This is a genomic window from Kitasatospora sp. NPDC054795, assembly GCF_053611565.1.
This window is the reverse complement of record NZ_JBSHAP010000082.1, coordinates 28,492-41,005: the sequence shown is the minus strand read 5'-3', so window position 1 is coordinate 41,005 and position 12,514 is coordinate 28,492. Positions and strand designations below refer to the sequence as shown.

9 protein-coding genes are annotated in these 12,514 nt (G+C 74.3%); 8 read left to right on the top strand and 1 reads right to left on the bottom strand.

The window, feature by feature from the left end; all coding sequences use genetic code 11:
* The first annotated feature begins 247 nt into the window (after positions 1–247).
* The 8 genes from ACWGJO_RS26750 (at position 248) to ACWGJO_RS26715 (ending at position 11,543) form a co-directional block, all read left to right on the top strand.
* Complete coding sequence (locus ACWGJO_RS26750) at positions 248–1,657, top strand: sensor histidine kinase (protein WP_452187513.1); 1,410 nt, start codon at positions 248–250, stop codon at positions 1,655–1,657.
* Positions 1,609–2,274 carry a response regulator transcription factor gene (locus ACWGJO_RS26745; RefSeq protein ID WP_387736816.1) on the top strand — a complete coding sequence of 222 codons (666 nt, stop codon included), beginning with the start codon at positions 1,609–1,611 and terminating at the stop codon, positions 2,272–2,274. Before ACWGJO_RS26750 ends, ACWGJO_RS26745 begins: the two co-directional genes overlap by 49 nt.
* A 220-nt stretch (positions 2,275–2,494) precedes the next feature.
* On the top strand, positions 2,495–4,135 hold the full coding sequence (locus tag ACWGJO_RS26740; protein ID WP_452187511.1) for a DUF2637 domain-containing protein: 1,641 nt from the start codon (positions 2,495–2,497) through the stop codon (positions 4,133–4,135).
* A 110-nt stretch (positions 4,136–4,245) separates the two neighbouring features.
* Positions 4,246–5,535, top strand: coding sequence for a DUF6986 family protein (locus ACWGJO_RS26735; RefSeq protein WP_452187510.1), 1,290 nt, complete (start codon positions 4,246–4,248; stop codon positions 5,533–5,535).
* Positions 5,536–5,667: 132 nt separating this feature from the next.
* The gene (locus ACWGJO_RS26730) at positions 5,668–6,324 is read left to right on the top strand and encodes a YigZ family protein (RefSeq protein ID WP_359909213.1); all 657 of its coding nucleotides are present in this window, start codon (positions 5,668–5,670) and stop codon (positions 6,322–6,324) included.
* Between the two features lie 299 nt (positions 6,325–6,623).
* On the top strand, positions 6,624–8,630 hold the full coding sequence (locus tag ACWGJO_RS26725) for a hypothetical protein (RefSeq protein ID WP_452187508.1): 2,007 nt from the start codon (positions 6,624–6,626) through the stop codon (positions 8,628–8,630).
* Positions 8,631–8,744: 114 nt separating this feature from the next.
* On the top strand, positions 8,745–10,511 hold the full coding sequence (locus ACWGJO_RS26720) for a restriction endonuclease (RefSeq protein ID WP_452187506.1): 1,767 nt from the start codon (positions 8,745–8,747) through the stop codon (positions 10,509–10,511).
* A 267-nt stretch (positions 10,512–10,778) separates the two neighbouring features.
* Positions 10,779–11,543 (top strand): ZIP family metal transporter, encoded by a 765-nt coding sequence (locus ACWGJO_RS26715; protein ID WP_387695008.1) that lies wholly within the window; start codon positions 10,779–10,781, stop codon positions 11,541–11,543.
* 47 nt (positions 11,544–11,590) lie between these two features.
* Here ACWGJO_RS26715 and ACWGJO_RS26710 read toward each other — a convergent pair whose 3' ends face one another.
* Positions 11,591–12,496, bottom strand: a complete 906-nt coding sequence (locus ACWGJO_RS26710) for a LysR family transcriptional regulator (protein ID WP_452187502.1) — start codon at positions 12,494–12,496, stop codon at positions 11,591–11,593.
* Between the last annotated feature and the right edge of the window lie 18 nt (positions 12,497–12,514).

Genomic DNA, 12,514 nt, shown 5'->3' with positions numbered 1-12,514 from the left:
ATGGTACTGCAGGGGGGACCCTGTGGGAGAGTAGGACGCCGCCGAACAATTATTCAGAAGAACCCCCATCCGGGATCCGGATGGGGGTTCTTCGCATTTCCGGACTGTCTCATCGGTCGGTGTCACTTCCTCCACTCGCAGGTGGTCCTAGGTCTACCTCGGGATTGGGGTGCCATGGCCAGTGTGGGTGATGGACGGTTCGTGAAGACTGATGGAGGACGATCGGTACCGGCATCAGGAGCTTCCCGTGACAACAGTGAGTCGTACGAGCGGCGCGTCCGTACGTGCTCAGGCCCAGGCGGCCTTCAAGGCCGGCGGTGAGGGGCTGGCGCGGCTCGGTGTGGTGGTGTTGGCAGCGGTGCCGGGGGTGGTGCTGCCGGTGGGCGCGGCGATCTTCTCGGGGGCGGTAACGGCCCGCCTCCTGCAGTCGTACGACCTGGGGCTCTTCCTCGCGCTTCTGGTAGCAGTGACTGCCGGCGGTGTGGTGGCCGCAGCCAGCGTCCGCCGTACCGCGAACCGCACCCGCGGCCAGTTGGAGCGCTGGTTCGGCATACGGCTGCCGGCGGTCTACGAGCCGTGGCCGGAGCTGGAGTTGGACGGCCGGGGGCACTGGTGGACGGGCTACACCTACCACCGATCACGGACGGTGGCGAAGTACGCCCAGGTGGTCCACTGGGGCCTGCGGGACCGGACCACCCGCGGCGAACTGCTCTGGCTGCTGGTGAACCCGTTCCTCGTGGTGGCCTTGGCCGGCCCGCTGGCTGTCCTGCTCGGGCTGGGCGTCGCCTACACCCTGTCCTCGCCGGTGCCGGCGGACGACTTCGGCCCGCTGAGCGGCCGGATGGCGTCCATGCTGCTGAGCGTCGTGCTCGGAGCCGCCATGGTCGTCGGCGGCATACTCCTGGCACCGTTCGCGGTGCGGGGGTACGTGGAGGCCGCCCGCCGGGTGCTGGACCAGGACGGCCGGGCGACGCGCGCCCAGCTGACCAGGCGGGTCGTCGAGTTGACCGAGACGCGGGCGGACGCGGCGGGCAGCCAGGCGGCAGAGCTGCGACGGATCGAGCGGGACCTGCACGACGGCGCCCAGGCTCGACTGGTCGCGATCGGGATGACGCTGGGCACCATCGAGCACCTGATGGACACCGACCAGAGGGCCGCGCGGGAGCTCCTGGCCGAGGCTCGCCAGTCCTCGGCCCGGGCCCTCCAGGAGCTGCGGGACCTGGTGCGCGGCATCCACCCGCCGGTGCTCGCCGAGCGCGGACTCGGCGATGCCGTCCGGGCCCTCGCGCTGGACAGCGCGCTGCCGACCGAGGTGTGCGTGAGCCTGCCGGACCGTCCGCCGGCGCCGGTGGAGGCCGCCGTGTACTTCAGCATCTGTGAGCTGCTGGCCAATGCGGCCAAGCACTCGGAGGCGGAGCAGGTCTGGGTGGACATCCTCTACCGGGCCGGCCTCCTGCGGATCACGGTGACGGACGACGGGGTGGGGGTGGCGGACCCTTCGCGGGGGACGGGACTGCGTGGTATCGAGAAGCGATTGGGTACCTTCGACGGTGTCCTCTCCATCGACAGCACGTCGGGCGGACCCACCACCATCACCTTGGAGTTGCCGTGCGAGTTGTCCTCGCCGAGGACCTCTACCTCCTTCGCGAAGGCCTGATCCGGCTGCTGGAAGCGCACGGCTTCACCATCGCCGCGGCGGTGGAGACCGGTCCCGAGCTGCTGGAGGCGCTTCTGACCCACCGGCCGGACGTTGCCGTGGTCGACGTCCGGCTGCCCCCGACGCTCACCGACGAGGGCCTGCAGGCCGCGCTCAAGGCACGGCGGGAGATCCAGGGCCTGCCGGTGCTGGTGCTGTCGCAGCACGTCCAGCAGCTCTACGCGCGGGAGTTGCTGGCCGACGGCACCGGGGGGATCGGCTACCTGCTGAAGGACCGGGTGTTCAACGCCGGGCAGTTCATCGACGCGGTCCGCCGGGTGGCGGCCGGCGGCACGGCGATGGACCCGGACGTGATCGCCAAGCTGATGGAGACCACCGCACGCAGGCCCGGTCCGTTGCTGCGGCTGTCCCCGCGGGAGCGCGAGGTGCTGGAACTGATGGCCGAGGGCTGTTCCAACTCGGCGATCGCCGCCCGGCTGTCGGTGAGCGACGGTGCGGTGGCCAAGCACATCGCCAACATCTTCAGCAAGCTCGACCTCGCCCCGGACGAGGACGCCAACCGCCGGGTGCTGGCCGTACTGGCCTACCTCAACGGCACGGCGAGGCAGACCCGCTGACGGTCCGGCCGGCCCCGGCGCCGATCCGCACGGTGCCGGGGCCGGCGTTCGGCCGCCGCACTGTGACACCCCAGGCTGTGGGAACGCTTAAACACGCGTACGAGTAAACTCCGGTGGGCCGAGCCCGGAGGCTGCTCAGCCGTCCGGCGGCCCGACCAACGGGACCCGGCAGCCGAGGCACTGTACGCCAGCGGCCGACATCCAGGGGTTGATAGACGTAATGGCACGCCCAACGCTCACCAAGGCCCATCGTGGCCTGCTCGGCCTGGTCGCGGCCGGTGCCTTCATCATCTCGGGCATCGGCTTCGCGGGCTCGTACAACGCGGTGCGCGAGCTGGCCGAGGAGAAGGGCTTCGGCGCCTTCTCCTACGCCTTCCCGATCGGCGTGGACGCCGGCATCGTCGTGCTCCTCGCGCTCGACCTGGTGCTGACCTGGCTGCGGATACCCTTCCCGATGCTGCGGCAGACCGCGTGGGTGCTGACCGTCGCCACCATCGCCTTCAACGCGGCCGCGTCCTGGGGCGACCCGCTCGGCATGGGGATGCACGCGGTCATTCCGGTGCTCTTCGTCGTCGTGGTCGAGGCCTCGCGGCACGCGGTCGGCCGAATAGCGGCGATCACGGCGGACCGCCACATGGAGTCGGTCCGGGTGATGCGCTGGCTCCTCTCGCCGGTGCCGACCTTCCGGCTCTGGCGGCGGATGAAGCTCTGGGAGCTCCGCTCCTACGACGAGGTCATCCGACTGGAACAGAACCGTCTGGTCTACCGGGCGCAGCTGCGTTTCCGGTACGGCCGCGGCTGGCGCCGCTCGGCGCCGATCCAGGCGCTGCTGCCGCTCAAGCTCGCCAAGTTCGGCGTGCCGCTGGACCCGGCGCTGCTCGACCGGCTGGATGACGAGGGTCGTGTGCGCGAGGTCCCGGAGGCGCTGCCGGAGCAGGAGGCGCAGGGGATACCCGGCCAGGAGAACCGCGCCACCGCGGCCATCGCCCCGGTTGCCGAGGCCCAGGCCCAGCAGGCCCAGCAGCCGCAGCAGCCCCAGCACTCGCAGCAGGAGCCGCAGGCCGCCCAGCAGGCTGCTCCGCAGGTTCAGCAGGTTCAGCAGGCCCAGCCCGAACAGGCTGCGGCACAGGCACAGGCACAGGCACAGGCACAGGCACAGGCACAGGCACAGGCACCCGCGGCCGTCGCGCCGTTGTCCGCCGAGGTCGCCGCGCCGATGCTCGCGAAGCTGGCCGCCGTCCGGCTGCGGGCCGCCCAGGAGCCGGACGAGGTGGCGGACGCCACCCCGCAGCCGCGCGGCGAGGAGCTGAACGTCTGGACCGAGCGCCCGGTCCGCACCACCGGCCACCCGGCCGACGCCGCCCCGGGTGGGCGGGTGCCCGGTCAGGCCTCGCCCTGGTTCAAGCCCCCGCGCCCGGTCGCCGAGGAGCCCATCGCCCTCGCCGCCACCGCCACCGCCCTCGCCCCCGCCTCGACCTCCGCCCCCGAGTCGGGTCCGCAGGCCCAGCACGCGGCCGGCTCGCAGCGGCAGCCCGAGCACTCCGAGCGGCTTGAGCAGCCTGCCGAGCCCGAGCAGCAGGTCCCGGCCGAGGAACGCGTCCACGCCGAGCAGCCGGTCCACGCCGAGCAGCGCGCGGTTGCTCCGGTGCCCGCGCGCCTCGACCCGGACCTCGCCTACGAGGCGCTCGTCTCGTACATGGACAGCTACGGTCACCAGCCCGACCCCCAGCGCCTCGCCGACTGGCTGACCAGGGAGTTCGGCGTCACCGGCAAGGGGCCGGACGGTTCGGTCCACCCCAAGGAGGTCGCCGACCTGTACCCGGAGCTGAACGAGCGCTACGCCGCCGCCGGGAGGGACTGACCGCGGCTGCCACCGTCCGGTGCCGGGTCGGCCATTGACGCCCGTACCCGCCGGAGCTACCTTCGCCTCAACAAACTGTTGAAGCGCTGGTTCGGCATGGAGGAGTGCGGATGACACGGGTCGGGACCGACGGAAACGGGCCGACGGACGCGGCCTCCTTCTCCACCGCGGCCCGCGCCGCCGTGGAGGCGCTGCTCGCCCCCGTCGACGCCGATCTGGCACGCCGTTACCCGGGCGAACCCGGGACCAGGCAGCCGGTGCACACCGTCTACGTCCCGGCCGACGCCTTCGGTGCCGACACCGTGCGGGAGTGGGGCCGCCGGGCCCTGGATGCCTTCGACCGGCACGCCGCCACCCCCGCCGAACTGGCCCGCGCCCTCGGCGTCGCGGACGACGAACTGCTCGCCGACGTGCACGCCCGGGTCCGCGCCAAGCTGGAGCGCGAGCCGATCGAGGACCTGCGGATCGACTTCGAGGACGGCTACGGCCCCCGCCCCGATGCCGAGGAGGACGCGGCCGCCGTCCGCGCCGCCGGGCTGGTCGCCGCCGCGGTGGCCGGGGGTGGCGCCCCGCCGTACCTCGGCATCCGGATCAAGTGCATGGAGGCCGCCGTCCGGGCCCGCGGCATCCGCACCCTGGAGCTGTTCCTGGCCACCCTGATGGCCCGCGGAGGGCTGCCGGAGGGCCTGGTCCTGACCCTGCCGAAGGTGACCTACGCCGAGCAGGTCACCGCGCTGGTCCGGCTGCTGGAGGACTTCGAGGGCCGGGCCGGGCTGCCCGCCGGCCGGATCGGCTTCGAGATCCAGATCGAGACCACCCAGGCGATCCTCGGCCCGGACGGCCGGGCCACCGTCGCCCGGATGATCGAGGCCGCCGAGGGACGCGCCACCGGCCTGCACTACGGGACCTTCGACTACAGCGCCGCCTGCGGCGTCAGCGCGGCCCACCAGAGCATGGACCACCCGGTCGCCGACCACGCCAAGGCGGTCATGCAGGTGGCGGCCGCGGGCACCGGGGTCCGGCTCTCCGACGGCTCGACCAACGTCGTCCCGACCGGTTCCACCGAGCAGGTGCACGCCGCCTGGAAGCTCCACCACGGCCTGGTCCGCCGCTCGCTGGCCCGCGCTTACTACCAGGGCTGGGACATGCACCCGGCGCACCTGCCCACCCGCTACGTCGCGGTCTACTCCTTCTACCGCGAGGGCCTGGCGGCCGCCGCCGCCCGACTGGCCGCGTACGTCGCGAAGGCGGGCGGTGACGTGATGGACGAGCCGGCCACCGCCCGGGCGCTGAGCGGCTACCTGCTGCGCGGCCTGGACTGCGGCGCCGTCGACCTCCCCGAGGTCACCGCGCTGACCGGTCTGGACCGCGCGCGGCTGAACGCCCTGGCCGGGCGCTGACCCGTCGGCGGCCGACGGCCGGTGGCCGGCCGCCGGTCCTCCCGTCGTGCGCCAACTAGGCTGGCGGTGCCGCCCCGGTGTCCCGGGGCGGGCGCCGTCAGCCTTCGCCGTCCTCGGGAGGACCTCCCCACCATGTCCGCCACGCCGGAGCCCACCGCCAGGCCGTACCTCACCATCCGGCGGGCCGGCAGCCACGAGACCGAGATCAAGAAGTCCCGGTTCATCTGTCACCTCGCCCGGGTCGCCGACGAGGAGGAGGCGCAGGCGTTCATCGCCGGCATCCGCAAGCAGTACTGGGACGCCCGGCACAACTGCACCGCCTTCGTGGTCGGCGACGAGCAGCGCCGCGAGCGCTCCAGCGACGACGGCGAACCCGGTGGCACGGCCGGGGTGCCGATGCTGGAGGTGCTGCGTCGGCGCGGGCTGACCGACACCGTCGCCGTGGTCACCCGGTACTTCGGCGGGATCAAGCTCGGTGCGGGCGGCCTGGTGCGGGCGTACGGCAACGCGGTCTCGGCGGCGGTGGACGGGATCGGCCTGCTGGAGCGGCGGCCGGTCGCGCTGCTCGCGGTGACGGTGGACCACGTCCGGGCCGGGCGGGTGGAGAACGACCTGCGGGCGGCCGGGTACACGGTGAGCGATCTGGCCTACGAGGCCACCGGGGTGCGGATCGAGGTGGGCGTGCCGGAACCGGACGTGGCGGAGTTCCACACCTGGCTGGCGGAGGCGACCGGCGGTACCGCGGTGGCTGTCCCGGCCGGCCGCACCTATGTCGAGGTGCCGGTCTGAGCGCTGCCGCTCCGAGCGGCACCGGTCCGGCCGCGGGGCGGGTGGTACCTCGTGGGTTCCGGGGACGGACGATCCGTGGGACGGCTCGTCGGACGGCCCGTGACCGGCCGTTTCCGGTAGCCCAGGCCTTGCGCCACGCGGAAGAACGCTTGAGCAGATTCACCCGAACGTAGTGTCGTTGCCCGGAGTTGGAACTTCCGCTCCGGGCCGTGGCGTTTCCTGGGCAAGGTTCCGGCAGAACCGGACGAAACCGTCGATGGAGGACACAGGACCCGACCCCGCACCGCGGAGGTATGCGCATGACCTCAGACCGTTCGACCTCGAATCCCCTGTCCGCGACGAACCCGATCTCCAGCCGCCCGACCTCGAACCGTCCGACCTCGTACCACCCGACCTCGAACCACCCGATCGCGAACCGCCCCGCCCCGAACCGCGTCCGCGCGCACGCCGCCGCCGACCTGCCCGGCCCCCGCGGTCCCGCGACGCCCTACCGGATGACGGTCACCACGCTCCTCGGGCACGCCGAGGCCGTCGCCCTGGCCGACGAACAGCTGGCCTCCTGGCTGAAGCAGGAAGGCTACGAGGAGCCCCCACCGGCCCACCGCGCCCCCATCGGGCAGATCGCCGAACCGGCTCCCAGTGCCGAACCGGCTCCCACCGCCGAGCGCCTCCGCCTGGGCGAGCGCGTCCTGCTCGACCGCGACCTGGGCCCGCTGCGCGAGGGTCCGGGCGGCGGCCGCTACGACCGCCGCCGACTGCGCACCCCGGCCCCGCACGGCACCCAGCAGCTCACCCTCACCGTGGCCACCGCGGCGGACGGCCCCACCTGGGTCCGGCTGGAGGCCGAGACACACAGCACCGGCAGCGGTGTGCGCACCCCGTGCCGGGTGCCGGTGCCCGAACTCGCCCGCTCGCTCCTCCCGCTGCTCGACGCCACCGACGGCCCGTCCGCCGTCCGCTCCGACCCCCGGGTGATCACGGCCGACGAGGTCGACGCCCTGATCGACGAGCTGTGCGACCCCGAGCGCAGGCTGCCCACGGTGGTGGCCAGCGTCCCGGTGAACCTCCCGCTCGACCGCTGGGTGGAGGACGTGGTGGCCCCGCTCTGCCAGCAGCTTCCCGGCCTCGCCACCACCTACGTGCTGGACCCCGGCGCCCGCACCGGGTTCAACGTCGCGCTGGAGTACCACACCGTCTACGGCGGAGCGGTGCGCACCTACCTGCCCGACGTCGACCCGGCCTCCCGGCAGGACAGCGCCCGACATCCGGTGCTCGCCCGGGGCCGAATAGAAGAGGACCTGCGCCGTGCCGCCGGGCTGCTCTCCCGCGAGCCGCGCCGCCTGGCCGCGGAGCAGCCGCTGCCACCGCCGCTCGCGGCCGTCCCGGTGCTGCGCGTCCCGCCGCCGCAGCTCCGCGAGCCCGCCGAGCAGTCCGCCGAGCAGTCGGCCGAGCGGGCATCCGAGCAGGCCGGGCGGACGGCTGGGCACGTCGTCGGGCAGGCCTGCGAACAGGACGCCGAACGGGCCGCCCCGGACCAGGGCGACGACCTGGCCGCGCTCGTCCGCGAGGAGCAGCAGGACCGCGAGGAGCAGCAGGCCCGGGCCGACGAGCTGGAGCAGGTCCGGCACACCCTGCGCCTGGAACGCCGCGAGCACCGGGACCGGGGCCAGGGCCGGGAGGGCCGCGACGGCCGGGACATCCGGGAGGGCCGCCTCCGCTCCGGAACCCGAGCCCTGACCGGACGCCACTGCGTCGCACCGGGCAATGGTCCGGTCGTCGGGCCGCACTCCGTGGCCCAGCTCCACGACCGCCGGGGCACGCCCGAGACCTTCTCCGAACTCATGGCCAGACTGGGCGAGTTCCCGCTGGTGACCTTCACCGGGGACCAGAAGAACGCGCTCGCCCTGGACGAGCTGCAGTGCGCCGGCGCGGGCTGGGCCCGGCTCGCCTGGGACGGGCTGACCGCCCTCCAGGAGTACGCCGAGGCGGCCGTCCGCGGCGCGGCCGGCGGGGACTTCAAACAGTGGTGCGAGCGCACCCCCGAGGGCTGCCACCGCTTCCCGCCCCGCAAGGCGGTCCGCGGGGAGTCCAGGACGGTGTTCAGCCACACCAAGTGGAAGCGCGAGCGGATGCTGCCGGTGCCGGAATGCGTCGACTCTTCCCGGCGCGCGTTCATGGGCGCGCACCTGCGGATCGGCGGCGGCCGCACCGCGCCCCGGCTGCACTACCTGGACGACTGCTCCGGCAGCGGCCGGATCTACGTCGGCTACATCGGTCTGCACCTCACCAACACCCGGACCAACTGAGCGGCTTGGCTGACCGCTGCGTCCGTTCGGGGGACAATGTCCGGCAGCGGCGGGTCCACAGGTTCGCCGATCGCCCCGGGCAGGCGCCGGACGAGCATGGGGGAACGACGACCGATGCAGTACCCAGCAGACGGCCAGTCCGACGGAACCGCCACCGTCCAGTTCCCCCGGCCGGGCTTCCTCGCCTCGGTCTTCCGCGACCTCGGAGCCGAGGGGGAGCAGGAGCCGGACGACGCCGTCGCCGGCCGCCCCAGTGGGGGCACGGTCGGTGACGGTCCGTCCGGCGGCGGCCCGGCAGGTGGCGATCCGGCAGGTCGCGGTCCGACCGGTGCCGGTCAGTCCGACCCGGATCCCGTCGGCCGCGGCCCCGGCCGAGCCGACCACGGAACCGGCCACTCCGGCCCCGGTGAGGCCGACCAGGACGAGGCCGTGGCGGCGCACGCCCGGGCCGCCGCCCTGACCCACCACCGCACCCGCACCGTCCAGGCCGAGCACGACCGGCTGGCCGACCTGCTGCGCCGGGCCGCGCTGCCCGTCTCGGCCATGGACTTCGAGAGTCAGCTGCGCCACTACCAGCCCCGCCCCTACCCGGCCGACGGTCCCGCCGCGGCCGAAGACTCCGAGCCCCGCTGGGAGGACTACGCTCCCGCCGAGCCGCCCGCGGCCGACCCGGACAGCGGTCCGTCCCGCCGGCTGCTCGACTCCGGCTACCAGCGCGAGCTGGCCCAGGCCCGGCTCACCCACCAGCGCGCCCTGCGCGAGTGGCGCACCCGCCGGGCCGAGGCCGGAAGCCCGGCCGCCGACGAGTCCCGGCGCGCCCACGAGGCGGCCGAGGAGGCCCGGGCCCGCGCCGTGCGCGAGTACAACGAGAGCCTGGAGGAGTGCCGACGGGCCTACCGGCTGGCCGAACCGGCCGCGGTGGAATCGCTGCTGGAACGGGCGCTGGCCGCCGCCGAGACCGCCACCCAGGACCTGCCCGCCCCCTGCCGGGCGGTCTTCCGCCCGCTCACCCGCACCGCCGTGCTGGACCTCGACCTGCCGCCGCTCGACCTGGTGCCCTCGCTCACCGGCTACCGGCTCGACCCGGACGGCGACATCCGTCCGGTGCCGCGCCCGCCCGCGGACCGGGCCACCGACTACCTGCGGCTGGTCGCCCGGCTCGCCCTGCGCGCCCTTCAGGCCGCCGACGCCGTCGACACCGACGAGATACTCGCCGGCGTCGTCCTCAACGGCTGGCTGCGCGACCCCGCCGCGGCCGAGCCGCTCTGCCTGGTCAGCGTGGACGCCGACCGCGACGCACTGGCCCGCACCCGGCTGCTGCCGCCGGGCACCCCGTACGAGGAACGCGACGACGAGGGCGTCTACGCCGACGCCGAGCAGGACGAGGCCCTGGTGCGGCTGCGCCAGCTCGGAGCCGCCGTCACCCCGGACCCGTACGACCGGGCCGGTGTCCAGCCGGCCGCCCGGGCCGGGGCCACCGTGCCGGCCGCCTCCGACCTGTCCGCCAACGAGTTCGCCCAGCTGGTGCGGGACCTGCTGACCAGGGGCGGGATCGCGCAGTGGAGCGTCCGGCTGCGCGGCCCGGCCGGGCTGGTCGCCACCGGCGAGGGCGCGCCCGGGACCGCGCTGCCCGGCCGCTGGGTGGTCTGGGCCTCCCGGGACACCGCGTCGGTCGGCGCCGAGCAGATCGAGACCCTGGCCGAGGCGGTCGGGGAGGAGTCCGCCGAGCGCGGGCTGCGGCTGACCACCGGCCGGTTCACCGAGGAGGTGCTGGACCTCACCGCCGAGGAGAGCCACCGCCACATCCACCTGATCGACGGCGACGGCGTCCGCGAACTCGCCCACACCCACCTCGGCCTGCCGCTCGCCACCGGCGGCTGAGGCTCCTCGCCCCGGCGGGCGGCCTCACTCCGACAGCCCAACCGGCGGCCCATCCGGGGGCGCCCGAGCGGGCCCGGGCCGAGGCTGGGGGCACGGCTCCCGGTCGGGCCCGGCACCCCGGGTGATCACCGTCGAACGGGCGTCCGGTACGGTCGGCGGTCGGCCCGGTCACGGGCGGATCCCAGGGGGAGGAATGGGCAGAACGCTCGGCGGACCACCCGGTGAAGGCCCCGGCCACCAGGCCGGACCCGAGACGGAGTCGGCCCGATGACCGCGGTACTGGTCGCCGCCGCGGCGTTCCTGATGACCCTCATCGGCGGCTTCGTGGCCCAGCGCACCCGCGACCGCCGCCACCTGGTGCTCGGCTTCGCCGCCGGGCTGATGCTCGGCGTCGTCGCCTTCGACCTGCTGCCCGAGGCGATCCACCAGGCCCCGAACGAACTGCACGGCGTCCCGCAGGCGCTGCTGATGTTCGCGGCCGGCTTCCTCACCATCCACGTGATCGAGCGCGCGGTCGCCATCCACCGCGGCCACGAGGGCGAGTACGCCGCGCACTCCCACGGCCACCAGCACGGGCACACCCACTCCGTCGGGCACCAGGGCGTCGGGATGACCGCCGCACTGGCCCTGGTCGGGCACAGCGTGATGGACGGCTTCGCGATCGGCGCCGCCTTCCAGGCCGGCACCACGGTCGGCACGGTGGTGGCCATCGCGGTGGTCGCGCACGACTTCGCCGACGGCTTCAACACGTACACGATCACCCGGCTGTACGGGAACAACCGGAGGCGGGCGCTGACCCTGCTCGCCGCCGACGCGCTGGCCCCGGTGTCCGGCGCGGCGATCACCCTGGCGTTCACCATCCCGGCGCACCTGCTCGGCCTCTACCTGGGCTTCTTCTCCGGCTTCCTGCTCTACCTGGCGACCTCGGACATCCTCCCCGAGGCGCACAGCCCGCACCCCTCGCGCACCACCCTGCTCTGCACCGTGGCCGGGGTCGGCTTCATGTGGCTGGTGATCGGCTTCGCCGGCTGAGGCCCGTACGAGGCCCGGGCCCCGCGATGCCCCGAACACGGCGGCCCTCAGACCGGAAGCCGCCCCCAGCACTCCCGCATCGAGGCCAGCACCTCGGTGATGGCCGGACGCCGGGAGGCCTGGGAGCGCCAGAGTGCGAACACCCGGCGGCCGGGCTCCGGCGTCACCCGGCGGACCGCCACCCAGGGCGGCAGCGGGCCCCGTCCGAGCCTGGGCACCAGACCCATGCCCAGACCGGCCGCGACCAGGGCGATCTGCGTCTCGAACTCCCCGACCTGGTAGCGCACGTCCGGCTCCTCGCCGGCTTCGCGCAGGGTGCGGACCAGCCAGTCGTGGCAGATGTTGCCCGGCGGCACGCTGATCCAGCGCTGCCCGCACAGCCGCTCCACCGGCACCGGGTCGAGCGCGGCCAGATCGTCGTCGGCGGGCAGCAGCAGGTCCACCGGGTCCGTGCCGAGGTCCATCCGGGAGACCCCCTCCTGCACCGGCAGCGGCACGGTCGGCCAGTCCTGCACCAGCGCCAGGTCCACCTCGCCCCGGGCCACCAGCTCGGCCGCCGGGTAGGGGTCGCGCTCCAGCAGCCGGACGTCCAGCTCCGGGCAGCGCCGCCGCAGATCGGCCAGCGCCCCGGGCATCAGTCCGCGGGCACCGGACGGGAACGCGGCCACCAGCAGCCGCCCGACGGCCCGGCCGCGCTGCTCCTCCAGCCGCACCTCGGCCTGCTCCACCAGCCCCAGCACGGTCCGCGCGGTGACGGCCAGCTCGCGCGCCGCGTCGGTCAGCACCACGCCGCGGCCCTGCCGCTCCAGCAGCACCGTGCGGGTCTCCCGCTCCAGCTTGGCGATCTGCTGCGAGACCGCCGAGGGCGTGAAGCCGAGTGCGGCCGCCGCCCCGCCGACCGAGCCGTGCACCGCCACCGCGTGCAACGCCCGCAGGCGCCCCAGGTCCATCATGCAGTGATCCTAAAGTGT

Bases quoted from the DNA above. Each gene is read 5' to 3' on its own strand.
- ACWGJO_RS26730 (WP_359909213.1), top strand. From the start codon at position 5,668: ATGTCCGCCACGCCGGAGCCCACCGCCAGGCCGTACCTCACCATCCGG.
- ACWGJO_RS26740 (WP_452187511.1), top strand. From the start codon at position 2,495: ATGGCACGCCCAACGCTCACCAAGGCCCATCGTGGCCTGCTCGGCCTG.
- ACWGJO_RS26710 (WP_452187502.1), bottom strand. From the start codon at position 12,496: ATGATGGACCTGGGGCGCCTGCGGGCGTTGCACGCGGTGGCGGTGCAC.
- ACWGJO_RS26715 (WP_387695008.1), top strand. From the start codon at position 10,779: ATGACCGCGGTACTGGTCGCCGCCGCGGCGTTCCTGATGACCCTCATC.
- ACWGJO_RS26725 (WP_452187508.1), top strand. From the start codon at position 6,624: ATGACCTCAGACCGTTCGACCTCGAATCCCCTGTCCGCGACGAACCCG.
- ACWGJO_RS26735 (WP_452187510.1), top strand. From the start codon at position 4,246: ATGACACGGGTCGGGACCGACGGAAACGGGCCGACGGACGCGGCCTCC.
- ACWGJO_RS26720 (WP_452187506.1), top strand. From the start codon at position 8,745: ATGCAGTACCCAGCAGACGGCCAGTCCGACGGAACCGCCACCGTCCAG.